The organism is Leclercia sp. M-A074-M (genome assembly GCF_965195605.1).
Classification (GTDB): domain Bacteria; phylum Pseudomonadota; class Gammaproteobacteria; order Enterobacterales; family Enterobacteriaceae; genus Enterobacter.
Map to the genome: position 1 here is coordinate 106239 of NZ_CBDAHM010000010.1, position 25071 is coordinate 131309.

Here is a 25071-nt window from a genome sequence, read left to right on the forward strand (position 1 = left end):
ATGTCTCCTTTACAGGTTGAGGCTACCAAACGCGTTTTTCCAGTCCTGCTCAAACTTGTCTATGGCTGACTCTACCGCTGGCGTATTGAGCATTTGTTGCGCTACATCAGTCGGCAGGGTGATCGCTTCACAACCGGCGAGCAGGCAGTCCAGCGCCTGACGTGGCGTTTTGAAGCTGGCGGCCAGCACGCTGCTCTCTGGTGCATGCATTTCCAGCAGGCTTTGCAGCTCCTGTACCGTGCAGATCCCGTCGCCTCCCTGGGCATCCACGCGATTGACGTAGGGCGCGATGTATTTCGCCCCGGCTAACGCCGCCAGCAAACCTTGTGAGGCGCTGTAAACTGCGGTGCCGAGCGTAGTAATACCCTCTTTTTTAAGGGATTTAATTGCAACCAGCCCTTCAGCGGTAACCGGAATTTTGACCACGATAGTAGGGATCGCTTTACGCAGGCGTCTGGCTTCGGCAACCATACCTTCGGCGTCGCGGCTCATTGTCTGGGCAAACAGGATGCCCTGCGGGCCGATGACGTTCTGCAGGCGCGGCAGGACTTCCCAGAGCGGCTCACCGCTGGCGGCAATAATGCTCGGATTGGTGGTGACGCCAGCAATGGGGAAGATGCGGGCGAGGCGTTCAACGTCCGCCACGTTGGCGGTATCCAGATACAGTTCCATGACTCTTCCTCGTTTTACAGTTCTAATTCATGTTGCAGCAGGGTGGCAATAGCCTCTTCGGAGCTGGCATTGACCAGCGCGTTGCGGAAATCGGCATGCATAATCCGGCGCGCCAGGCGCGAGAAGATGCGCATGTGCTGGTCACCAGCGGCATGTTTATTGAGCGTGAGCATAATAATGAACTGGGCCTCCTCCTCGCCCCATGGCACCGGGGTTTTTAATCGGGCGACGCTAATGGTCGACTGTTCAATATGTTCAGATTTGCTATGTGGGATGGCGAAGCTAAAGCCGAGGCCCGTAGAGAACACGGCTTCACGCGCCCAGAGATCGGCCTCCAGCTTGCGCGGATAGCGGCAGCGCCCGGCGAGGAGCAGATTATCCGTCATGCCTTTCAGCACCTCTTCTTTACTGCGCCAGTCGTTATCCAGCGAAATGCAGACCGGGGTCACCAGCGGCGTGTCCTGTTGATTCATACGGAACTGCGCCAGCAGATGTTCAACTTCCAGCGAGGTGCGGCAATTCATTGCCTGATTAAGCAACTGACGGCAGGCGCGGCTGTCCAACTGCGCAAGGCGCGCTTTGGTTGCCGGGATCGCGGGTGAACCCATGCTGATTTCATCCAGCCCCAGGCCGACCAGCAGCGGCAAGACTGAGCCTTTGGCGCCCAACTCGCCGCACAGGCCAATCCATTTTCCCTGGCGGTGGACTGCCTGCACGGCATAATCCAGCGCGCGCAAAAACGCAGGGTTCAGGCTGTTGTAGTGACGGGTGACTTTGGCGTTATCGCGGTCCACCGCCAGCAGATATTGCGTCAGGTCGTTGCTGCCGATACTAAAGAAATCAATCTCTTCGCAGCACTGATCGATGATGAACATCACGGACGGCACCTCCAGCATGATGCCGAGCGGGATTTTTTCATCAAAGGGGATCTGTTCGCTGCGCAGCTGCTGTTTTGCTTCAGCGAGCTTCTCTTTGACCCACAGGATCTCTTCCATTGAGGAGATCATCGGGATCATGATCTTCAGCCTGCCGTGGGCTGATGCGCGGAGGATCGCCCGCAGTTGAGTCGTGAAGAGCGCGGCGTACTCTTCGTAAATACGTACCGCGCGATAGCCCAGAAATGGGTTGTTCTCCGCCGGGATGTTCAGGTACTCCACTGGTTTATCGCCACCGATATCCATCGTGCGCACGATGATGCTGCGCCCACCTGCGCTCTCCAGCGACTGGCAAAAAATGTTGTAAAGCTCGTTTTCACTCGGCGCGCTGGCGCGGTCCATATAGAGCATTTCAGTGCGGAACAGACCGACCGCTTCTGCGCCGTTGCCAAAGGCTGTCTGGGCTTCCAGCGCATGCGCGATGTTGGCAGCCACCTCAATACGCAGGCCATCCGCGCTTCGCGCCTCCTGGTTCAGCCAGACGCTCTGCTGCTGACGCAGGGCTTGCTGAACATACGCTTCCTGCTGGTAATAACGCGCCACAGCTTCGCTGGCGTTCACCACCACCGCGCCGGCATTGCCGTCAATAAATACCGGCTGGTTGCGCCACTGGAGCAGGCTTTCGCTATCAACCCCCACCAGCGTCGGAATATTAAAGGAACGTGCAAGAATAACGGTGTGCGACGTGGTGCCGCCGCTTTTTAACAGCAACCCTTTCAGCAGCGTTTTATCAAGCTCAAGAAACTGGCCGGGAGTAAGATCGTCAGCCAGGCAAATACTCGGTTGCGTCAGCTGGCCCGGCACCGGGAAGCGCTGCTCGCCGTAGATGTGCTGCAACAGCTGATAGCAAACATCGCGTACATCCAGCACGCGCTCCTGAAGATAACTGCTGCTGGAGCGGGCAAACTCTGCGCAAAAATGGCTGGCGGTCTTAACCACGGCCTGCGCGCAGCTTAACCCTTCATTAATGCCTGCCAGAAGCTGCTGGCGCAGCGAGGCGTCCGCGGCCAGCGAGCGATGCGCCTCCAGAATGGCGCTGGCCGTACTGTCGTTATCCAGCATGCGCAGCTCAATGTTTTTAACCAGCAGCTTCAGGCCATTATCCAGCGCCGACTGTTCCTCTTCCTGGGTTCCGGCAGTGGGTAAATCGGTTAACGCATTGAGATCAAGGGAGGTCAGGAGCGTTAAGACCCCCTGGGCGCTACCGCTGCAAACCGCCAGCGCGCGAAACAACGTGGGATTAAGGCGCGTTAAGGATTCAGGGAGCGGGGAAAGTTCGGTATTGATGGCGGCAGCCAGCGGAGCATCGCAGTGAGGAAACTCTTCTTTAAACCACCTTTCAAGTTGCTGATGCGCATCCTGTTCATCCGCGCCAGTAATAAGCAGACGGCAAGCATCCCCTGCCAGCGTGTCGGTGCCAATCAGCGCCAGCGCGCTTTTCGCACTGCCTTTCCGGCCGCTACGCAGATTGTGCCACACAATCTGTGACGTAAATGAATTACACAGCGTTTCAACATGACTTGCCGGCCGCGCATGAACGCCATTAGGCAAATCACAGGTAAATTCCACCACCAGAGCCATAACCACTCCTGAAATCACGAGTCATACATGGCAATCAGCATACGAGTGTGGCGAGGATGCGCGCTATGTGACATTTCTGCCAAAAACTGGACAAATGTAATGTCTCGCTGGAAGTGAGACTTTGTTCACAACACGCCTTTTATCTGGCGCGAGTCAGAAGGAGAAGAAATTAAGAGGCGGATCGCATTTTTCTTTCTATATTACAAAAATCCAGTAAATGGCGTTTTTATCCACTGTCTGTACCCCGCCGGATTGCCTATTGTTTGCCACAACATCGTTATGGATTTGGGCCAAACATAGCCCGGGAGCGACCTATGAAAGAACTGGTGCAGATTCTTAAAAACACGCGACAGCATCTGATGACAGGGGTATCGCATATGATCCCCTTTGTCGTGGCGGGCGGTATCTTGCTGGCGATATCCGTAATGCTCTACGGCAAGGGCGCGGTGCCGGATGCCGCGACCGATCCCAATCTGAAAAAACTGTTTGATATTGGTGTTGCCGGACTCACGCTGATGGTGCCATTCCTGGCCGCCTACATCGGTTATTCCATTGCTGAGCGCGCGGCGTTGGCGCCCTGCGCCATTGCGGCCTGGGTTGGCAACAGCTTCGGCGCCGGGTTCTTCGGGGCGATTATTGCCGGGGTACTGGGCGGTATCGTCGTCTATTACCTGAAAAAGCTGCCCGTAGCGAAAGTTCTGCGCTCCGTCATGCCCATCTTCATCATCCCCATCATCGGCACCTTTATTACTGCAGGCATCATGATGTGGGGGTTGGGTGAACCTGTTGGCGCGCTCACAACTGGCTTAACCCAGTGGCTGCAAGGTATGCAGCAGGGAAGCATCGTCGTACTGGCCGTGATCATGGGGCTGATGCTGGCCTTCGATATGGGTGGGCCCATCAACAAAGTTGCCTATGCCTTTATGCTGATTTGTGTGGCTCAGGGGGTTTATACCGTCGTGGCGATTGCCGCGGTTGGCATCTGTGTGCCGCCGCTGGGGCTGGGCCTGGCAACGCTGATTAACCGTAAAAATTTCAGCGGCGAAGAGCGTGAAGCCGGGAAAGCGGCTCTGGTGATGGGCTGTGTTGGCGTCACCGAAGGGGCGATTCCTTTTGCCGCCGCCGATCCCCTGCGGGTTATCCCCTCGATCATGCTGGGCTCCGTCTGTGGCGCCGTGACCGCGGCAATGCTTGGAGCGCAGTGTTACGCCGGATGGGGCGGCCTGATTGTGCTGCCCGTCGTGGAAGGCAAGCTGGGCTATATCGCTGCGATTGTGGTCGGTGCGGTGGTAACGGCAGTGAGCGTCAATGTGCTGAAGAGTCTGGCGCGTAAGAACACGACTCAGGTTGCGCAAAAAGATGACGACCTGGATCTGGATTTTGAAATTAACTGAGTGAGGAAGAGAGCATGACCCGAATTGTTGCAGTAACCGCATGTCCATCTGGCGTAGCGCATACCTACATGGCTGCGGAAGCGCTTGAAAGCGCGGCGAAAGCGAAAGGCTGGGAAGTCAAAGTCGAAACGCAGGGCTCGATTGGTCTGGAGAATGAGCTTACAGCCGAAGAGATCGCCGCGGCGGATATGGTCATTCTGACCAAAGACATCGGCATCAAATTTGAAGAGCGCTTCACTGGAAAAACCATCGTGCGCGTCAACATCAGCGACGCGGTAAAACGCGCCGAAGCGATCATGAACAAAATTGATGCGCATCTGGCGCAAACTGCCTGATCTCCACCCGCCCTGAGGGGCGGGAGTGTTTTCCTCTACCGGAGTGTCCTCATGACGAACCGTATCCAACGCCTGAAAGACGCGCTATTTGCTCACCCACGAGAGATTTCGCTCGAACGCGCAGTGCTTTACACCGCCAGTCATCAACAAACGGAAGGTGAACCGGTAATGATACGCCGGGCGAAAGCGACGGCGTATATTCTTGACCACGTAGAAATTGCGATTCGTGATGAGGAGTTGATTGCCGGTAACCGCACGGTGAAACCGCGCGCCGGGATTATGTCTCCGGAAATGGATCCCTACTGGCTGCTGAAAGAGCTGGATCAATTCCCCACCCGCCCTCAGGACCGTTTTGAAATCAGCGAGCAGGATAAGCAAACCTATCGCGAACAACTTTATCCCTACTGGGAAAAACGTTCGATGAAAGACTTCATCAACAGCCAGATGACGGATGAGGTAAAAGCCGCCGTTGGCACCCAAATATTCAGTATTAACCAGACGGATAAAGGCCAGGGCCACATTATCATCGACTATCCGCGCTTGTTGAATAACGGTTTGGGCGCCTTAGTGGCCCAGATGCGCGCGCACTGCGCGCAAGATCCACAAAACATCTTCTACCAGGCCGTCTTGTTGCTGCTTGAAGCCTCCCAACGCCACATTTTGCGTTATGCGTTGCTGGCGGATCAGATGGCGGCAAACTGCCCGGATGCCGCGCGTCGTCAGGAGCTACTGACCATCGCTGAGATCTCGCGGCATAACGCGCAGCATAAGCCGCAGACCTTCTGGCAGGCGTGTCAGCTGTTTTGGTATATGAACATTATTTTGCAGTATGAATCGAACGCCAGTTCGCTCTCCATTGGTCGCTTCGACCAATATATGCTGCCGTTCTACCAGGCTTCGCTCACCCAGGGCGAAGACGCCGCGTTCCTCAAAGAGCTGCTGGAATCGCTCTGGGTAAAATGTAATGACGTGGTGCTGCTACGCTCCACCAGTAGCGCCCGCTATTTCGCCGGGTTTCCGACCGGTTATACCGCGCTGTTAGGCGGCCTGACCGAAAATGGCCGCAGCGCGGTGAACGTATTGTCATTTCTCTGTCTGGACGCCTACCAGAGCGTTCAGCTACCGCAACCCAATCTTGGCGTACGCGTCAACGAGCTGATCGACAGGCCCTTCCTGCTGAAAACGGCAGAGACTATCCGCCTCGGTACCGGCATCCCACAGATTTTTAACGATGAAGTGGTGGTGCCCGCATTCCTTAATCGTGGCGTGTCGCTGGAAGATGCCAGGGATTACGCCGTTGTTGGCTGCGTTGAGCTTTCTATACCGGGCAAAACTTACGGTCTACACGATATCGCCATGTTTAACCTGCTGAAAGTCATGGAAATCGCCATGCAGGAGAACGAAGGTAATGCCGGGTTGACCTATGAAGGATTGCTCGACGATATTCGCCACAAAATAAACCATTACATTGCCCTGATGGTTGAAGGTAGCAATATCTGCGATATCGGGCATCGGGACTGGGCGCCAGTGCCGCTGCTCTCTTCCTTTATCAGCGATTGCCTGGACAACGGAAAAGAGATCACCGACGGCGGCGCCCGCTATAACTTCTCTGGTGTGCAGGGCATTGGGATCGCCAACCTGAGCGACTCGCTACATGCATTAAAAGGGATGGTGTTTGAGCAGCAGCGCTTAAGTTTTGATGAGCTACTGGCACTATTGAAAGCCAATTTTGCCACTCCGGAAGGAGAAAAAATCCGGGCGCGTCTGATCAACCGCTTCGATAAATATGGCAATGATATCGACGAAGTTGACAATATTAGTGCGGAACTGCTGCGCCATTATTGCAAAGAGGTCGAAAAATATCGCAATCCAAGAGGTGGGCAATTCACGCCGGGCTCTTATACGGTGTCGGCGCACGTCCCGCTAGGTGCCGTAGTGGGAGCTACGCCAGATGGTCGGCTGGCAGGGGAGCAGCTCGCGGATGGCGGTCTCTCACCGATGCTCGGTCAGGATATGCAGGGGCCTACGGCGGTGCTGAAATCCGTCAGTAAACTGGATAATTATCTGCTCTCCAATGGCACTTTGCTCAACGTGAAATTTACTCCGGCGACGCTTGAGGGCGATGCCGGGCTGCAAAAGCTGGCCGATTTCCTGCGCGCGTTTACCCAGCTCAAACTACAGCACGTTCAGTTCAACGTGGTGAATGGAGATACGCTGCGTGAAGCCCAGCTGCGCCCGCAGGATTTTGCCGGGTTGGTGGTCAGGGTTGCCGGATACAGCGCCTTCTTTGTCGAGTTGTCGAAGGAGATCCAGGATGACATTATCCGCCGCACCGCGCATCAGCTGTGAGGTCATTGAGACACGCGCGCCTGTGGCGCGCATCTTCAATATCCAGCGTTACTCCCTGAATGACGGGCGCGGCATACGTACCGTGGTCTTCTTTAAAGGGTGCCCGCATACCTGTCCGTGGTGCGCCAACCCTGAATCGATGTCGCCAAAAATCGAAACCGTACGCCGGGAGAGCAAATGCCTGCATTGCGCGCCCTGTTTACGCGATGCCGATGAGTGCCCTTCGGGGGCGTTTGAGCGGATCGGCCGGGATGTGACGCTCGACGAGCTGGAACAGGAGGTGATGAAAGACGATGTTTTCTTTCGCGCTTCTGGCGGCGGCGTCACGCTGTCAGGCGGAGAAGTACTGATGCAGGCGCCTTTCGCCACACAATTTTTGCAACGTTTGCGCCGTTATGGCGTGCATACCGCAATCGAGACGGCGGGTGATGCGCCGTTGTCGCGTTTGCTGCCGCTGGCGCAGCAGTGCGATGAAGTGCTGTTCGACCTGAAGATCATGGAACCAGAGCAGGCGCGGGCTATCGTGAATATGAATTTGCCCCGCGTGTTACAGAACTTGCGCAGCCTGGCGGCAGAGGGGGTTAACGTCATCCCCCGGATTCCGCTTATCCCGGGCTACACACTGGACTCGGCCAACATCACGCGCGTGCTGGAATTTCTGATACCCTCAGGGATACGGCAGCTGCATTTACTGCCTTTTCATCAATATGGCGAACCAAAATACCGTCTGCTAGGGCAAACATGGTTAATGCGTGATGTGGCCGCGCCGGATGCGAATGAGATTGCCGCCATACGCCTGCTGGCAGAACGTGCAGGTTTTCAGGTAACCGTGGGAGGTTAACAATGTCAGTCATGACGGGAAGACAACTGGTGGCGGTAACAGCCTGCGTGAGCGGCGTGGCGCACACCTACATGGCCGCCGAGCGTCTGGAAAAACTTTGTCAGCAAGAGAACTGGGCTGTCCGTATCGAAACCCAGGGGGCGTTAGGGATTGAAAACGAGCTGACAGAAGAGGATATCCATCGTGCCGATCTGGCACTGTTAATCACCGATATTGAACTGGCGGGTAGCGAACGCTTTGAATATTGTCGTTATGTGAAATGTGGTATCAACGCCTTTCTGCGCGAGCCGCACAAGGTAATGAGCGCCGTGCGGAAGTTGTTAACCGCCCCTCAGCACACGCAGGTTAATCTGACTTAACGGCCTTACCGGTCAACTGGCTATGATACTGGCGACGATACTCTGACGGGGAACGTTCCGTGTTCTTACGAAACAGCCGACAAAAATAGTTGCTGTCGACAAATCCGCAGGCGTGCGCCACCTCTTTCACTTTCAGATCATAGCCCTTAAGTAACTGACGCGCGTGTTCAAGACGGATATGCGTCAGGTATTCATTAAAGCCCACCGCACCGGTTTTTTGAAAAAGATGCGACAGGTAGTTGGGTGAGATATAAAACGCCTGGGCTACAGATTCCCGGGTAAGCGGCGAAGCGTAATTATCATCGATGTGGCTGCGAATAGCGTCGAACAGCGCCTGGCTGCGCGATGCCGTCTGGATCTGGCTGCCAAGCAGGTCGTTGCAATGACTCAGCAGACTGGCGACGACCAGGCGCGCGGTCTGCTGTTCCTGCGGCTGCATCTGCATTTCGTGCAGCGTTTGTAGCAGAAAAGAACCAATGCGCGGCCCGCGCCGGGCAACATGTTGTTTAGCCAGATTGCGGTGCATGACGCCATCCCATTGCAGGACGCTAAAACCGAGCTGCTGTTTGCCGAAGAGGATACTCAAGGTTGTCGCAGGCTGTCGCCAGTGAGGGAAATTCCATCCGCCCGCGGGTATATACAGGATGTCGTACTGCTGTAACGCCGGTGCGGCGCTCTCCTCAACGACGCCCTCCAGGATAATTTCAAGGCGTGGGAAATCAACCTGTAATGCAAGGGCAGGGGCCGGAGAAGGTGAGCTGGCAAAATGAACATGACCCAGCCGCACAGGGCTACCAATTAATTCTGCCAGTATGTGACTGATATCTGGCTGCATAATTTACCTTCTCCCGTTGCAACAAAGCCAAAACCTTACCTGTAAGCATAAAAAAAGGCCACACATAGTGTGGCCTGATTACATCAGGTTTACGCTTAGCCGGTGTTACGCATCCCCGCCGCAACGCCCGCGATGGTGACCATCAGCGCTTGTTCCACGCGCGGATCTGGCTCCTGGCCCTCTTCTTCCGCTTTACGTGAACGGTACAGCAGCTCTGCCTGCAGAACGTTCAGCGGGTCGGTGTAGATGTTACGCAGCTGGATAGACTCCGCAATCCACGGCAGATCGGCCATCAGGTGGGAATCGTTGGCGATAGCCAGCACCACTTTGATGTCGCCTTCCAGTAGCTCGCGCAGCTCTTTACCCAGCTTCCACAGCTCGGGTTTCACCAGGCGCTGGTCGTAGTATTCCGCCAGCCACAGGTCGACTTTGGAGAAGACCATCTCCAGCATGCCCAGACGGGTAGAGAAGAACGGCCAGTCGCGGCACATGGTTTCCAGTTCGCTCTGCTTGCCATCGTCCACCACCTTTTGCAGCGCGGCACCGGCACCCAGCCAGGCCGGGAGCATCAGGCGGTTTTGCGTCCACGCGAAGATCCAGGGAATGGCACGCAGGGACTCTACGCCACCGGTCGGGCGACGCTTGGCCGGACGAGAGCCGAGCGGCAGTTTACCCAGCTCCTGCTCCGGTGTAGCCGAGCGGAAGTAAGGCACGAAATCTTTGTTTTCACGCACGTAGCCGCGGTACAGATCGCAGGAGATATCTGACAGCTCGTCCATAATATGGCACCAGGCTTCTTTCGGCTCCGGCGGCGGCAGCAGGTTGGCTTCCAGAATGGCGCTGGTGTAGAGCGACAGGCTGCTGATGGTCACTTCCGGCAGGCCGTACTTGAAGCGGATCATCTCGCCCTGTTCGGTCACACGCAGACCGCCTTTCAGGCTGCCCGGCGGCTGGGAAAGCAGCGCCGCATGCGCTGGCGCACCGCCACGACCGATAGAGCCGCCGCGACCGTGGAACAGGGTCAGTTCAATACCGGCTTTCTCGCAGGTCTTGATCAGTGCGTCCTGCGCCTGATACTGCGCCCAGGATGCTGCCATTACGCCCGCGTCTTTTGCGGAGTCGGAATAGCCAATCATCACCATCTGTTTGCCCTGAATAAAGCCGCGATACCAGTCGATATTCAGCAGCTGGGTCATCACGTCGTTAGCGTTGTTCAGGTCATCAAGGGTTTCGAACAGCGGTGCCACCGGCAGCGCATAGTCGATGCCCGCCTCTTTCAGCAGCAGATGAACACCCAGCACGTCGGATGGGGTCTTCGCCATGGAGATCACATAGGCGGCCACCGATCCTTTCGGCGCATCAACGATCGCTTTGCAGGTGTTGAGCACTTCGCGAGTTTCGTTGCTTGGCTCCCAGTTGCGCGGCAGCAGCGGACGCTTGGAGTTCAGCTCGCGGATCAGGAAGGCCTGTTTGTCAGCTTCTGACCAGCTTTCATAGTCGCCAATGCCAAGATAGCGGGTCAGCTCGCCCAGCGCTTCGGTGTGACGGGTGCTCTCCTGACGCACGTCGATACGTACCAGCGGCACGCCAAAACACTTCACGCGGCGCAGGGTGTCGAGCAGTTCGCCGTTGGCGATGATGCCCATACCGCAGGCCTGCAGCGATTTATAGCAGGCATACAGCGGATCCCAGAGCTGCTCGTTCTGGCTCAGCAGTCCTTCCGGCTTCGGCAGACGCTGGCCTTTCAGGCGGGCTTCCAGCCAGGCCTGCGTCGCCAGCAACTGGCCGCGCAGTTTTTTCATCAGATAACGATACGGCTCGCTGGCACCCTCTTCGCCGGCCAGCTCGCGCAGTTCCGGCGTGGCTTCAACCATCGACAGCTCAGAGATGAGCACCTGAATATCTTTCAGGAACAGGTCGGTGGCTTTCCAGCGGCTCAGCAGCAGTACGTGGCGGGTGATGTCGGCAGTCACATTCGGGTTGCCGTCGCGGTCGCCGCCCATCCAGGAGGTGAAGCGTACCGGCACAAAATCCACCGGCAGGCGGTAGCCGAGGTTCTCTTCCAGTTGCTCGTTCAGCTCGCGCAGGTAGTTTGGCACCCCTTCCCACAGGCTGTTTTCCACCACCGCAAAGCCCCATTTGGCTTCGTCAACCGGGCTTGGACGGTGCTTACGAATTTCATCGGTATGCCAGGACTGGGCAATCAGCTGGCGCAGACGGCGCATCAGCTGGTTACGTTCGTAATCAGCGATCTCTTTGTTATCCAGCTGCTTCAGGCAGTTATTCACTTCCACCATTTTGTGGATCAGGGTACGACGGGTGATCTCGGTCGGGTGGGCGGTGAGCACCAGCTCCAGCGACAGGGACTCGACGGCCTTTTTGATGGTGGCTTCGTTAAGATCGGGTTGGTCCTTGAGTTTTCTGAGCGTGCGGGCAATCACTTCCGGGTTGCTGGCCCCTTCGCCATTCGGCGAAATGCTGTGGTACTGCTCGGCGGTGTTTGCCAGGTTCAGGAACTGGCTGAAGGCTCGGGCAACAGGGAGCAGTTCGTCGTTGGAGAGGTTCTGCAGCGTGGTGAGCAGCTCCTGACGATTGGCTTCGTTACCCGCGCGGGAAGATTTGGACAGCTTACGGATTGTTTCAACGCGATCGAGAATGTTCTCGCCCAACGCATCCTTGATGGTATCTCCCAGCACCTTGCCGAGCATACTGACATTACTACGCAACGCGGAATATTGTTCGTTCATAAAAACCCAGTCACCCCATCATTTTTGTTTATGCCCGTAAAGCCATCTCGCGGACATTATTTTGTCATCTCCCTTTATAAAGCCACGTAAAACCCCCGTCGTCAATTGCTGCGAAAACGGTTCAGCAAACGAATAAATAGGGGCAATTTACGAAATTTAATTCGCTTTGCGTCAGATAAGAGATGCTTATGAGAATGTGACGAAGATCATGAGATTTTTCCCCTCTCGCGAAAGAGGGGAACAGTCATTAATGCCAGCAGAAGTGATGCACAACCTGAGCGATCAGTTCGCGGGTTGGCTTGATAAAGCGGGTTTCCAGGTACTCATCCGGCTGGTGGGCCTGGTTAATAGAGCCTGGGCCAAGCACCAGGGTCGGGCAGAGGGTCTGAATAAACGGCGCTTCGGTGCAGTAGTTCACCACGTCGGTTTTCTCGCCGAGCAGTTTTTCCACCACTTCCACCAGTTGATGGTCCGGCGGGCACTCGTAACCCGGGATTGGCGGATGCAGCTCAGAGACCGTCAGGCGACCCGGCCAGCGCTCGCTCACCGGGGCCAACGCTTCGTTCAGCAAGCCGTCGAGGTCGCTCAGGGTCATGCCCGGCAGCGGGCGAATATCCATATGCAGTTCACAGCAGGCGCAGATACGGTTAGAGGCATCACCACCGTGCAGGCTACCGAGGTTCAGCGTCGGGTAAGGGACCGTGAAGGCATCGTAGTGATACCGCTCCTTCAGGTCGTCGCGCAGCGTCATGATGCGGCCAATGGCGTCGTGCATCAGTTCAATAGCGTTAACGCCGCGCGCCGGATCGCTGGAGTGGCCGGACTGGCCCAGCACGCGCACTGCCGTAGAGATATGGCCTTTATGCGCGCGAATCGGTTGCAGGGATGTCGGCTCGCCGATGATGGCGCAATCCGGGCGAATCGCCGTGTTTTCCGAGAAGTAGCGTGCCCCGGCCATGCTGGTCTCTTCGTCGGCGGTAGCCAGAATATAGAGCGGCTTTTTCAGTTTTGTCACGTCGACGTCACGCAGCGCGTCGAGGATAAAGGCGAAGAAGCCTTTCATGTCAGCAGTGCCCAGCCCGTAGAGCTTGTTGTCGTGCTCGGTCAGGGTGAAGGGATCGCGCGTCCAGCGTCCGTCATCAAACGGCACGGTGTCGGTATGCCCTGCCAGCAGCAGGCCGCCCGCACCCTGGCCAGTACTGGCGAGCAGGTTAAATTTGTTACGGGTTCCCGGCACCGGCTGAACCTCCACCTTAAACCCGAGATCGCTGAACCAGCCTGCCAGCAGATTGATTAAAGTCTCATTACTCTGATCCAGCGCTTCTTCCGTTGCGCTGATGGACGGCGTGGCAATCAGGGCGCGGTAGATCTCGATAAATGGCGGTAAATTCATTTTCATTGTTGACACACCTTAGGTCGTGATAGTATCAATATTCATGCAATAAATGTGAATAAAAATACATTAACGTTGAGCATAAAGGAACCCGATGTTGAATACGCTGATTGTAGGCGCTAGCGGTTATGCGGGCGCAGAGCTTGTAAGCTACGTGAATCGCCATCCTCATATGACCATAACCGCTTTGACTGTCTCAGCGCAAAGCAATGATGCAGGAAAGTTAATTTCCGATTTACATCCGCAGCTTAAAGGGATTGTCGATCTACCATTGCAGCCAATGTCGGATATCAGCGAATTTACCGACGGCGTGGACGTGGTCTTTTTAGCCACCGCTCACGAAGTCAGCCACGACCTGGCGCCGCAGTTCCTGGCAGCGGGTTGCGTGGTGTTCGATCTCTCCGGTGCGTTCCGCGTGAACGACGCCGCGTTCTATGAAAAATACTACGGTTTCACCCATCAACACCCGGACCTGCTTGAAAAGGCAGTCTACGGTCTGGCGGAGTGGAGCGCAGATAAACTGAAAGAAGCGAACCTGATTGCCGTACCGGGTTGCTACCCGACGGCGGCGCAGCTCTCCCTGAAGCCGTTGATCGACGCGGGTCTGCTGGATCTGAACCAGTGGCCGGTGATCAACGCCACCAGCGGCGTGAGCGGGGCAGGACGCAAAGCGGCTATCTCCAACAGCTTCTGTGAAGTGAGCCTGCAACCGTATGGCGTGTTTAACCATCGCCACCACCCGGAAATTACTACCCATCTGGGCGCGGAGGTGATTTTCACGCCGCACCTGGGCAGTTTCCCGCGTGGGATCCTCGAAACTATCACCTGCCGCCTGAAGCCTGGCGTGACCAAAGAGCAGGTGAGCGAGGCTTTTACCCAGGCGTATGCGGATAAACCGCTGGTGCGTCTCTATGACAAAGGCGTGCCCGCGCTGAAAAATGTGGTCGGCCTGCCGTTCTGCGACATCGGTTTTGCCGTGCAGGGCGAGCACCTGATTGTGGTGGCCGCAGAAGATAACTTACTGAAAGGCGCTGCCGCCCAGGCAATGCAGTGCGCAAATATTCGTTTTGGCTATGCTGAAACGCAGTCTCTTATTTAAGGTGTGATGATGAACCCATTAATTATCAAGCTTGGTGGTGTACTGCTGGACAGCGAAGAGGCGCTGGAGCGTCTGTTTACCGCGCTGGTCAACTATCGCGAATCACATCAACGCCCGCTGGTGATTGTTCACGGCGGCGGCTGTGTGGTCGATGAGTTAATGAAAGGCCTGAACCTGCCGGTGAAAAAGAAAAACGGCCTGCGCGTGACGCCTGCCGATCAGATCGACATCATTACCGGTGCGCTGGCGGGTACGGCAAACAAAACCCTGCTGGCTTGGGCGAAGAAACACCATATCGCCTCTGTCGGGCTCTACCTGGGCGATGGCGACAGCGTTAAGGTGACCCAGCTCGATGAAGAGCTTGGCCACGTTGGCCTGGCCCAGCCGGGTTCGCCAAAACTGATCAATACGCTGCTGGAAGGCGGTTTCCTGCCGGTGGTGAGCTCTATCGGGGTGACCGAAGAGGGGCAACTGATGAACGTCAACGCTGACCAGGCGGCAACCGCCCTGGCGGCAACGCTGGGCGCAGACCTGATCCTGCTCTCCGACGTGAGCGGCATTCTGGACGGCAAAGGCCAGCGCATTGCGGAGATGACCGCGGCAAAAGCCGAGCAGCTGATTGATCAGGGCATTATTACTGACGGCATGATTGTCAAAGTGAACGCCGCGCTGGATGCGGCGCGCACGTTGGGCCGTCCGGTGGATATCGCCTCCTGGCGTCACGCGGAGCAGCTTCCGGCGCTGTTTAACGGCACGCCGATTGGCACGCGTATTCTAGCGTAAGTTTTTAATGAATGACCGTAGGCCGGGTAAGCGCAGCGCCACCCGGCAGAACTAACGAATAAAGGAACGATGTTATGGCACTTTGGGGTGGGCGTTTTACACAGGCAGCGGATCAACGGTTCAAACAGTTCAACGACTCTTTGCGCTTCGACTACCGCCTGGCCGAACAGGATATCGTCGGCTCTGTGGCCTGGTCCAAAGCGCTGGTCACCGTTGGCGTGCTGACCGCAGACGAACAGTTGCAGCTGGAAGAGGCGCTGAACAATCTGCTGGAAGAGGTGCGTCTTAACCCGCAGCAAATCCTTGAAAGCGATGCCGAAGATATTCACAGCTGGGTGGAAGGCAAACTGATCGACAAAGTCGGCCAACTGGGTAAAAAGCTGCACACTGGCCGTAGCCGTAACGACCAGGTCGCAACCGATCTGAAGCTGTGGTGTAAAGAGACCGTGGCGGAACTGCTGGCGGCTAACCGTCAGTTGCAGAGCGCGCTGGTGGAGACCGCGCAGAATAACCAGGATGCGGTGATGCCGGGGTATACCCACCTGCAGCGTGCGCAGCCTGTCACCTTTGCTCATTGGTCGTTGGCCTATGTCGAGATGCTGGCGCGCGATGAAAGCCGTCTGCAGGACACCTTAAAGCGTCTGGACGTGAGCCCGCTGGGCAGCGGCGCGCTGGCCGGCACCGCCTATGAAATCGACCGCGAACAGCTGGCGGGCTGGCTGGGCTTTGCCTCTGCGACCCGTAACAGCCTGGACAGTGTATCCGACCGTGACCACGTGCTGGAGCTGCTCTCCAACGCCTCTATCGGCATGGTCCATCTGTCGCGCTTCGCCGAAGATCTGATCTTCTTCAACTCCGGTGAAGCCGGATTTGTTGAGCTGTCTGATCGCGTGACCTCCGGCTCTTCCCTCATGCCGCAGAAGAAAAACCCGGATGCGCTGGAGCTGATCCGCGGTAAGTGTGGCCGTGTGCAGGGTGCACTGACCGGGATGATGATGACCCTGAAAGGTCTGCCGCTGGCCTACAACAAAGATATGCAGGAAGACAAAGAAGGGCTGTTCGACGCGCTCGACACCTGGCTGGACTGTCTGCATATGGCGGCCCTGGTGCTGGACGGCATTCAGGTGAAACGCCCGCGCTGCCAGGAAGCGGCCCAGCAGGGCTATGCCAACTCCACCGAGCTGGCGGACTATCTTGTGGCGAAAGGCGTTCCGTTCCGTGAAGCGCACCATATTGTCGGTGAAGCGGTCGTGGAAGCGATTCGTCAGGGCAAAGCGCTGGAAGATCTCCCGCTTGCCGATCTGCAAAAATTCAGTAACGTGATTGGCGACGATGTCTACCCGATCCTGGCGTTGCAGTCTTGTCTGGACAAGCGTGCCGCAAAAGGCGGCGTGTCGCCGAAGCAGGTGGCACAGGCCATTGCGGATGCGAAAACCCGTCTGGTGTAATGCCTGATATGTCGGATGGCGGCTTCGCCTTATCCGACCTACAAACCAAAGCCCAACCCTGTGTTGGGCTTTTTTACGCAAAAAAAAAGCGGACCACGGGGTCCGCAAAAGTTCACGTTGGCTTTAGTTGTGCGAGTTTTGAGAGAAACTCGTAAGACGGGACAGGACTTCAAGGGTAATCGGTGCCGCCTCGTCTCTGTGATGCATTATTCAACAGAATGCTTGATAGGGATAATCGTTCGTTGCTATGCTATCTATCGCCATGAACTATCGTGGCGACGGAGGATGAATAATGAATATTCGTGATCTTGAATACCTGGTGGCGTTAGCCGAACACCGCCATTTTCGCCGCGCGGCAGACTCCTGCCACGTCAGCCAGCCTACCCTTAGCGGTCAGATTCGTAAGCTGGAAGACGAGCTTGGCGTGATGCTGCTGGAGCGCACCAGTCGTAAAGTGCTGTTCACCCAGGCAGGCCTTCTGCTGGTGGATCAGGCGCGCACCGTGTTGCGCGAGGTCAAAGTGCTCAAGGAAATGGCAAGCCAGCAGGGGGAGACAATGTCCGGCCCGCTGCATATTGGCCTGATCCCAACCGTTGGCCCATACCTGCTGCCGCATATTATTCCTATGCTGCATCAGACGTTCCCTAAACTCGAAATGTACCTGCATGAAGCGCAAACCCATCAGCTGCTGGCGCAGTTAGATAGCGGTAAGCTCGACTGCGCCATTCTGGCGCTGGTCAAAGAGAGCGAAGCCTTTATCGAAGTGCCGCTGTTTGATGAGCCGATGATGCTGGCGATCTATGAAGATCATCCATGGGCGAGCCGCGATCGCGTGCCGATGGCCGATCTGGCCGGTGAAAAGCTGCTGATGCTGGAAGATGGTCACTGTCTGCGCGATCAGGCGATGGGCTTCTGTTTTGAAGCCGGTGCCGATGAAGATACCCACTTCCGCGCAACCAGCCTGGAAACGCTGCGTAACATGGTGGCGGCAGGAAGCGGTATTACGCTGCTGCCTGCGCTGGCCGTGCCGCGCGAACATAAGCGTGATGGCGTGGTCTATCTGCCATGTATCAAGCCGGAGCCGCGGCGTACCATTGGCCTGGTTTATCGTCCGGGTTCACCGCTGCGCAGCCGCTATGAGCAGCTGGCGGAGGCCATCCGTGGTGCAATGGATGGCCATTTCGACAGCACCTTAAAACAGGCGGTTTAAGCCGTTCAGCGCCGCTACCCGATAGGCTTCCGCCATGGTCGGGTAGTTAAAGGTGGTATTAACAAAGTATTCGATGGTGTTACCGCCACCTTTTTGCTCCATGATCGCCTGGCCGATATGGATGATTTCCGCCGCACGTTCACCGAAGCAGTGAATGCCGAGGATCTCTTTCGTCTCGCGATGGAACAAAATCTTCAGCGTACCGACGCTCATTCCCACGATTTGCGCCCGCGCCAGATGTTTAAACTGGGCACGACCCACTTCGTAAGGCACCTTCATGGCCGTCAGCTGCTGCTCGGTTTTCCCTACAGAACTGATCTCCGGAATGGTGTAAATGCCCGTCGGGATATCTTCGATCAGGTGTGCTGTCGCTTCGCCTTTCACCAGCGCCTGAGCCGCAATGCGCCCCTGGTCATACGCCGCTGACGCCAGGCTTGGATAACCAATCACATCCCCGACGGCATAGATATGTGGCAGGGCGGTCTGGTACATGCTGTTCACCTTGATCTGCCCGCGGCTGTCGGTGGTCAGACCGATGTTTTCCAGCGCCAGCGAATCGGTGTTACCTGTACGGCCATTGGCATACAGCAGGCAGTCGGCTTTCAGCTTTTTACCCGATTTCAGGTGCATGATGACGCCATCATCACAGCCTTCAATCTTCTCGTACTCTTCGTTGTGACGAATCACCACGCCGCTGTTCCAGAAGTGATACGAGAGCGAGTCAGACATCTCCTGATCGAGGAAGGCCAGCAGACGATCGCGGGTGTTAATCAGGTCGACCTTCACGTTCATACCGCGGAAGATAGAGGCATATTCACAGCCGATCACCCCGGCGCCGTAGATGAGTACGTGGCGCGGCTCATGGTGCAGGCTCAGAATGGAGTCGCTGTCGTACACGCGCGGGTGAGAGAAATCGACATCAGCCGGGCGATACGGGCGTGAGCCGCAGGCGATCACAAATTTCTCTGCGGTGATGGTTTCAACAGAACCGTCATGGCACTCCAGCGCCAGCGTATGTTCATCCACAAAATGCGCGCTGCCCTGCAGAATTTCGCAGTGGTTGCGCTCATAAAAACCCTGGCGCATGCGCGTCTGCTGATTAATCACGTTATCCGCGTGATTCAGAATATCGGCAAAGGAGGAACGAAGAAGACGGGAGTGATCGCTGTAAAGAGGGTTCTGGTTAAATTCAATAATGCGGCTGACGGCGTGGCGGAGGGCTTTGGAAGGGATAGTGCCCCAGTGGGTACAGCCGCCGCCAACGTTATGGTAGCGCTCAATAACCGCTACTCTGGCTCCCTGTTTAACCAGTCCCATAGCAGCGCCTTCGCCGCCGGGGCCGGAACCAATAACAATTGCGTCGTAATCGTAGGAATGTGACATGGTAAGGCTTACCTGTTCTTATACATAAAAGCAACAGAATAGTAACATCATTGACAGGATAACCCAATTATCGTTGTGCTCTTTTCGCGCGGTGGAGCACAAACAACATGTAAACCTTCATTCTGTAAGCCAGGTAATCCGATTAATTTTATTCTCTGGTATAGTGCCTGCGGGCCTTTGGAAGGATTCAACTATCGTGATGGGCGTAAGAGCACAACAAAAAGAGAAAACCCGGCGTTCGCTGGTAGAGGCTGCATTCAGTCAACTGAGTGCTGAGCGAAGTTTTGCCAGTCTGAGCCTGCGCGAGGTCGCACGCGAAGCCGGGATTGCGCCTACCTCTTTCTATCGTCATTTCCGTGACGTGGATGAACTGGGTCTGACCATGGTGGATGAGAGCGGGCTGATGCTGCGCCAGCTAATGCGCCAGGCGCGTCAGCGTATCGCCAAAGGGGGGAGCGTGATCCGCACCTCTGTTTCCACTTTTATGGAGTTTATCGGCAATAATCCCAACGCGTTTCGTTTATTGTTACGGGAACGCTCAGGCACCTCGGCCGCGTTTCGTGCCGCCGTGGCCCGCGAGATTCAGCATTTTATTGCGGAACTTGCCGACTATCTTGAACTCGAAAACCATATGCCGCGCGCCTTCACTGAGGCGCAGGCCGAGGCGATGGTAACAATAGTCTTCAGTGCGGGCGCCGAAGCACTGGATGTGAGCGTTGAACAACGCAAGCAACTCGAAGAGCGACTGGTATTGCAACTGCGGATGATCTCTAAAGGGGCTTATTACTGGTATCGCCGTGAACAAGAAAAACTGGCGCATCAATCCGATGAGTGAAAGGTGAGTAATGAAACAGACAGGACAGGATAAAGGAACATTATTGCTGGCATTGATCGCTGGCTTATCCATTAACGGTACGTTCGCAGCGCTTTTTAGCTCTATTGTACCGTTCTCGGTTTTCCCGATGATCTCTCTGGTGCTGACGGTGTACTGTCTGCATCAGCGTTATCAGAATCGCACCATGCCGGTGGGGTTACCGGCATTGTCGGCGGCGTTCTTTGTGCTGGGCGTCCTGCTGTATAGCACCGTGGTGCGCGCAGAGTATCCGGACATTGGCTCTAACTTCCTGCCGGCTGTGCTGTCAGTGGCGCTGGTGTTCTGGATTGGCATTAAAATGCGTAACCGTAAGCAGCAGCTGCCAGAGTAATCATCTTGCTGTTCTGTAGGGCAGGTAAGCGCAGCGCCACCTGCCAAAAAGCGCCGGATGGCGCTTCGTTTATCCGGCCTATGCGTTTTTAGCCGTCAGTAGCACCCCGCACTCCATATGGTGCGTGTACGGGAACTGATCGAACAGAGCCAGACGTTCAACCTTGTGCGTCTGGCTTAATGTTTCCAGGTTCTGGCACAAGGTCTCCGGATTACAGGAGATATACAAAATACGCGGGTACGCCTGCACCATCTTCTCCGTTTCGCTGTCCAGCCCACTACGTGGCGGGTCGACGAAAATGGTCTCACACTGGTAGCTCTTCAGATCGATCCCCTGCAGACGATTAAAGTCCCTTACGCCCTTCATCGCCTGAGTAAACTCTTCCGCCGACATGCGAATGATCTGCACATTATCAATATGGTTCGCTGCAATGTTGTATTGCGCGGCGGCGACCGACGGCTTGGCGATTTCGGTGGCCAGTACGCGGTCGAAGTTACGCGCCAGCGCCAGCGAGAAGTTGCCGTTACCGCAGTACAGCTCCAGCAGATCCCCGGTTGCGCCCTCGGTGGCGTTCAGCGCCCACTCCAGCATCTGCACGTTCATGGCAGCGTTCGGCTGCGTAAAGCTGTTCTCCACCTGGCGGTAGATCATCTCTTTCCCCGCCACCTGCAGGCGCTCGTCTATATAGTCCTGATCCAGCGCGATTTTGGTTTTGGTCGCGCGGCCAATCAGATGCACATTGATGTTCTGCGCGCGCAGCGCATCACGCAGGGCTTCTGCGGCCTGGCGCCACTCGTCGTTCAACGCCTTATGGTACAGCAGCGAGACGATGGCCTGATTGCTTTGGGTGGTCAGGTAGTCAATCTGGAAGAGCTTATGGCGCAGCAGCGGATTATTGCGCACGCCATCCATCATCAGCGTCATCAACTGGTTAATCAGCTCGCTGGCCGCCGGGAAACTGTCCACGCGGATCCGGCTTTTGGTCTGCTGATCGAAAATGATGTGGTACAGGTCGTCACCGTCGTGCCAGATGCGGAATTCGGCACGCATACGATAGTGGCTAACCGGGGAGCGGAACACCTCAGGCGCAGGCGCAGCAAAAGGCGTCATCATACTTTGCAGACGGACGACTTTCTCTGCCAGTTGCGCGTCGTACTGTTCTGTCGGGAGGTGTTCTGGGGTCATGATGCTTCCTGTTGATGATGAATTACGCGGGGATTGTAGGGATTGTACAGGGGATGTCCAGCCTTAATGGTCAACGGCAGTCTGGACATCTATACGTGTCTAAATGTAGCATTATGTTTCCGGTCTCTTATGAGTGAAAAGGGAATCCAGTGCAAATCTGGAGCTGACGCGCAGCGGTAAAGACTGGCGGGATGAGTTAACAGACACTGTGAAAATGGGAAGTCTACATCCACTAAACGCCACCTAGCCCGAAGACCTGCCGGGATCACGTCGCATTTGGTTTCATCATCGCGTGCTATCGATGAGGCCTGCGGCATCCTTCTTATATTGTGGATGCTTTTACAATGATTAAAAAAGTATCGCTGTTGACGGCGCTTTCCGTCACGGCATTTTCGGGCTGGGCGCAGGATGGCGCAGACTCGTTGGTGGTGACGGCAAACCGTGTTGCACAACCTGCAAATACCGTTCTGGCTCCGAGTTCTGTCGTTACCCGGGAAGATATCGAGCGTTGGCAGGCTAAAAGCGTCGTTGAAGTGATGTCGCGCTTACCGGGCGTTGATATCGCCCAAAGCGGTGGAATAGGTGCCACCTCTTCTACCTTTATTCGCGGCACGGAATCCCGCCATGTGCTGGTGCTGATTGATGGCATTCCACTGAATAACGCCGGGATCAGTAATTCACCGGATCTCAGCCAAATCCCCGTTTCGCTTATTCAGCGTGTTGAATACATCCGTGGCCCGCGTTCGGCCCTGTATGGTTCAGATGCGATTGGCGGCGTGATTAACATCATTACGGGTCGGGACACGCCAGGGGCGGAAATCACCGCCAGCGTCGGCTCGAAAGGCTATCAATCCTATGATGGTTCCTTCCAGCAGGTGCTGGATAAAACCAAAATTACCCTGGGCGGTAACTATACCTATACCCGCGGCTTTGATATTGATGCGGCGGATGCGCCACGCCAGCCCGACCGTGACGGTTTTATGAGTAAGTCGCTGTTTGGCTCGGTTGAGCAGCAATTCACTGACAGCCTGAGCGGTTTCGTGCGTGGCCTCGGCTATGACAACCGTACGGCGTATGACGGCTATGAGCATTATGACAACAACTTTATGGTCGATGGCCTGCCTGATACCCGTCAGCTTTACAGCCAGAACTGGGACACCGGCCTGCGCTATCACCAGGGGATTTACCAGACACAGCTGGTGACCGGTTACGGTCGCAGTAAAGACCAGAACTACGATCCGAGCAAAGGCCGCTATGCTTCCTCTGCTACCATGGATGACGTTAAGCAGTACACGGCCCAGTGGATGAACACCGTCACGGTGGGCCACGGCAATATCGGCGCCGGTCTGGACTGGCAGAAGCAAAAAACCCAGGCGGGAACGGGTTATCTGGATAAAGGCTATGAGCAGCGCAACACTGGGGTATTCCTGTCCGCCCTGCAGCAGTTCGATAGCGTGACCCTGGAAGCGGCCGCGCGTAATGATGACAACTCTAACTTTGGTAACCATAACACCTGGCAGACCAGCGCCGGATGGGAGTTCATTGACGGTTATCGCATCATCGCGTCCTACGGCACCGCCTATAAAGCACCGACCATGAGCCAAATCCACAGTGCGAGCTACGGCAACCCGGATCTGAAACCGGAAGAGAGCAAGCAGTGGGAAGGCGGTTTCGAGGGGCTGACCGGCCCGGTGACCTGGCGTGTATCGGGTTATCGTAACGATATCGACAACCTGATCAGCAGCGACCCGCGTACGTTCCGCTACTACAACGTTGATAAAGCACGTATCAAAGGTATTGAAGCCACGGCGCAGTTTGATACTGGCCCGGTAGGCCATCAGATTTCTTATGACTACGTGGATCCGCGCAATGCCAAAACGAACGAAGTGCTTGCCCGCCGTTCGAAGCAGCAGGTGAAGTATCAGCTGGATACGCAGGTGTGGGATCTCGACTGGAATCTGGCCTACCGCTACCTGGGTACCCGTTATGATGTAGCGTACGATCCTGATACGTTCACCTCAGAGCGAGTGAAAATGGGTGGGGTAAGTTTGTGGGATCTCGCTGTTTCATATCCTGTCACCTCTCACCTTACAGTTCGTGGTAAAATAGCCAACCTGTTCGATAAAGACTACGAGACAGTTTATGGCTACGAAACTGCAGGACGGGAATACACCTTGTCTGGCAGCTACACCTTCTGACCCACGTCCCACCGTACTGGTGTTTGACTCCGGTGTCGGTGGGCTTTCAGTCTATGATGAGATTCGGCAACTTCTGCCGGATCTTCATTACATCTATGCCTTCGATAACGTGGCTTTCCCCTACGGGGAAAAGAGCGAAGCGTTTATTGTTGAACGCGTCGTTGAGATCGTTACCGCTGTGCAACAGCAGTATCCCCTCGCACTGGCGGTGATTGCCTGCAACACCGCCAGTACGGTCTCCCTCCCGGCACTACGCGAAAAGTTCCCGTTCCCGGTTGTGGGCGTGGTGCCGGCGATCAAACCTGCTGCGCGCCTGACGGCAAATGGCGTGGTGGGGCTTCTGGCAACGCGCGGTACGGTTAAGCGGCCTTATACCCGCGAACTGATCGAACGCTTCGCAAATGAATGCCAGATTGCGATGTTAGGTTCTGCCGAGCTGGTTGAGATGGCGGAAGCTAAACTGCACGGCAAAGCGGTCTCGCTGGGAGAGCTGCGCCGTATTCTGCGTCCATGGCTGCGGATGGCGGAGCCGCCGGATACGGTGGTGCTGGGTTGCACGCATTTCCCTTTGCTACAGGAAGAGTTGCTGGCCGTACTTCCGGAAGGCACCCGGCTGGTGGATTCAGGGGCAGCGATTGCCCGTCGCACAGCGTGGCTACTTGAACATGAAGCGCCAGACGCAAAATCTGCCGACGCAAATATCGCTTATTGCATGGCATTGACCGCTGAGACTGAGCAACTTTTACCCGTTTTACATCGTTATGGCTTCGAAACGCTCGAAAAACTAGCGGTGTAGCACGTTTTTGCGCAAAAAAAAGACAGTTGAAAAGTTTTTTTAAATTAGCTCTTGTCAGCGCCGGAGAACTCCCTATAATGCGCCTCCACTGACACGGAACAACGGCACGCAAGCCGCCGGGTCAGCGGGGTTCAGCGATGAATACCCGGCAGAGAAAAGCGCGAAATAATCGCTTGACTCTGAATGAGGAAAACGTAATATACGGGACCTCGCAACGGTGAGCGAAAGCCGCGTTGCACTGCTCTTTAACAATTTATCAGACAATCTGTGTGGGCACTCAAAGTGACATGGATTCTTAACGTCCTCGGACGAAAAATGAATAC

The 25071-nt window shown here is 55.9% G+C and carries 20 protein-coding genes and 1 riboswitch; of the genes, 13 read left to right on the plus strand and 7 right to left on the minus strand.

The window, feature by feature from the left end; genetic code table 11:
* Positions 1–9 precede the first annotated feature (9 nt).
* Entirely contained in the window at positions 10–672 is a 663-nt protein-coding gene (fsa, locus tag ACOKCT_RS19390) for a fructose-6-phosphate aldolase (protein WP_420193794.1), read from the minus strand.
* 14 nt (positions 673–686) lie between these two features.
* Positions 687–3188 carry a phosphoenolpyruvate--protein phosphotransferase gene (gene ptsP, locus ACOKCT_RS19395; protein ID WP_420193795.1) on the minus strand — a complete coding sequence of 834 codons (2502 nt, stop codon included), beginning with the start codon at positions 3186–3188 and terminating at the stop codon, positions 687–689.
* A 314-nt stretch (positions 3189–3502) separates the two neighbouring features.
* Here ptsP and ACOKCT_RS19400 point away from each other — a divergent pair, with 314 nt between their 5' ends.
* From ACOKCT_RS19400 to ACOKCT_RS19420, 5 genes are read left to right on the plus strand one after another with little or no spacing between them, the layout of a single operon-like run.
* Positions 3503–4582 carry a PTS fructose transporter subunit EIIC gene (locus tag ACOKCT_RS19400; protein ID WP_103177493.1) on the plus strand — a complete coding sequence of 360 codons (1080 nt, stop codon included), beginning with the start codon at positions 3503–3505 and terminating at the stop codon, positions 4580–4582.
* 14 nt (positions 4583–4596) lie between these two features.
* Complete coding sequence (locus ACOKCT_RS19405; protein WP_103177492.1) at positions 4597–4917, plus strand: PTS fructose-like transporter subunit IIB; 321 nt, start codon at positions 4597–4599, stop codon at positions 4915–4917.
* A 51-nt stretch (positions 4918–4968) separates the two neighbouring features.
* Positions 4969–7266, plus strand: a complete 2298-nt coding sequence (locus ACOKCT_RS19410) for a formate C-acetyltransferase (protein WP_214422520.1) — start codon at positions 4969–4971, stop codon at positions 7264–7266.
* Positions 7232–8107, plus strand: a complete 876-nt coding sequence (locus ACOKCT_RS19415) for a [formate-C-acetyltransferase]-activating enzyme (protein WP_156655368.1) — start codon at positions 7232–7234, stop codon at positions 8105–8107. The genes ACOKCT_RS19410 and ACOKCT_RS19415 overlap by 35 nt, the downstream gene beginning before the upstream one ends.
* Positions 8108–8118: 11 nt before the next feature.
* On the plus strand, positions 8119–8466 hold the full coding sequence (locus ACOKCT_RS19420) for a PTS fructose-like transporter subunit IIB (RefSeq protein ID WP_371816563.1): 348 nt from the start codon (positions 8119–8121) through the stop codon (positions 8464–8466).
* Here the strand turns inward: ACOKCT_RS19420 and ACOKCT_RS19425 are convergent.
* The 3 genes from ACOKCT_RS19425 to argE all read right to left on the minus strand — a co-directional run bounded on the left by ACOKCT_RS19425 (position 8453) and on the right by argE (position 13447).
* Complete coding sequence (locus ACOKCT_RS19425) at positions 8453–9301, minus strand: helix-turn-helix transcriptional regulator (protein ID WP_103177488.1); 849 nt, start codon at positions 9299–9301, stop codon at positions 8453–8455. The two genes, ACOKCT_RS19420 and ACOKCT_RS19425, sit on opposite strands and share 14 nt — an antisense overlap.
* Positions 9302–9396: 95 nt before the next feature.
* Positions 9397–12048, minus strand: coding sequence for a phosphoenolpyruvate carboxylase (gene ppc / locus ACOKCT_RS19430; RefSeq protein WP_103177487.1), 2652 nt, complete (start codon positions 12046–12048; stop codon positions 9397–9399).
* 247 nt (positions 12049–12295) lie between these two features.
* The gene (argE, locus tag ACOKCT_RS19435; protein ID WP_220435013.1) at positions 12296–13447 is read right to left on the minus strand and encodes an acetylornithine deacetylase; all 1152 of its coding nucleotides are present in this window, start codon (positions 13445–13447) and stop codon (positions 12296–12298) included.
* Positions 13448–13535: 88 nt separating this feature from the next.
* Here argE and argC point away from each other — a divergent pair, with 88 nt between their 5' ends.
* The 4 genes from argC (at position 13536) to oxyR (ending at position 17981) form a co-directional block, all read left to right on the plus strand.
* On the plus strand, positions 13536–14540 hold the full coding sequence (gene argC / locus ACOKCT_RS19440; RefSeq protein WP_159340314.1) for an N-acetyl-gamma-glutamyl-phosphate reductase: 1005 nt from the start codon (positions 13536–13538) through the stop codon (positions 14538–14540).
* Positions 14541–14546: 6 nt separating this feature from the next.
* Positions 14547–15323, plus strand: coding sequence for an acetylglutamate kinase (gene argB, locus ACOKCT_RS19445; protein WP_103177484.1), 777 nt, complete (start codon positions 14547–14549; stop codon positions 15321–15323).
* 74 nt (positions 15324–15397) lie between these two features.
* A complete protein-coding gene (argH, locus tag ACOKCT_RS19450) occupies positions 15398–16771 on the plus strand; it encodes an argininosuccinate lyase (protein WP_103177483.1) in 1374 nt (457 codons plus the stop codon).
* Between the two features lie 292 nt (positions 16772–17063).
* Positions 17064–17981 carry a DNA-binding transcriptional regulator OxyR gene (gene oxyR, locus ACOKCT_RS19455; RefSeq protein WP_103177482.1) on the plus strand — a complete coding sequence of 306 codons (918 nt, stop codon included), beginning with the start codon at positions 17064–17066 and terminating at the stop codon, positions 17979–17981.
* Here oxyR and sthA read toward each other — a convergent pair.
* Complete coding sequence (gene sthA / locus ACOKCT_RS19460; protein ID WP_103177481.1) at positions 17964–19364, minus strand: Si-specific NAD(P)(+) transhydrogenase; 1401 nt, start codon at positions 19362–19364, stop codon at positions 17964–17966. The two genes, oxyR and sthA, sit on opposite strands and share 18 nt — an antisense overlap.
* A gap of 196 nt (positions 19365–19560) precedes the next feature.
* On the opposite strand from sthA, the gene fabR reads away from it, so the two are divergent.
* Both fabR and ACOKCT_RS19470 read left to right on the plus strand, forming a co-directional pair.
* Complete coding sequence (gene fabR / locus ACOKCT_RS19465; RefSeq protein ID WP_032615233.1) at positions 19561–20199, plus strand: HTH-type transcriptional repressor FabR; 639 nt, start codon at positions 19561–19563, stop codon at positions 20197–20199.
* Positions 20200–20209: 10 nt separating this feature from the next.
* A complete protein-coding gene (locus ACOKCT_RS19470; RefSeq protein WP_103177480.1) occupies positions 20210–20569 on the plus strand; it encodes a YijD family membrane protein in 360 nt (119 codons plus the stop codon).
* A 78-nt stretch (positions 20570–20647) separates the two neighbouring features.
* Here the strand turns inward: ACOKCT_RS19470 and trmA are convergent, their stop codons facing one another.
* Positions 20648–21754, minus strand: a complete 1107-nt coding sequence (gene trmA, locus ACOKCT_RS19475) for a tRNA (uridine(54)-C5)-methyltransferase TrmA (protein WP_156655366.1) — start codon at positions 21752–21754, stop codon at positions 20648–20650.
* A 103-nt stretch (positions 21755–21857) separates the two neighbouring features.
* Positions 21858–22033: riboswitch (cobalamin riboswitch) on the plus strand.
* A 65-nt stretch (positions 22034–22098) separates the two neighbouring features.
* Here trmA and btuB point away from each other — a divergent pair.
* Together btuB and murI are read left to right on the plus strand one after the other, a co-directional pair.
* Positions 22099–23952 (plus strand): TonB-dependent vitamin B12 receptor BtuB, encoded by a 1854-nt coding sequence (gene btuB, locus ACOKCT_RS19480; protein WP_159340315.1) that lies wholly within the window; start codon positions 22099–22101, stop codon positions 23950–23952.
* Positions 23897–24748, plus strand: a complete 852-nt coding sequence (gene murI, locus ACOKCT_RS19485) for a glutamate racemase (RefSeq protein WP_420193796.1) — start codon at positions 23897–23899, stop codon at positions 24746–24748. The genes btuB and murI overlap by 56 nt, the downstream gene beginning before the upstream one ends.
* Positions 24749–25071: the final 323 nt, after the last annotated feature.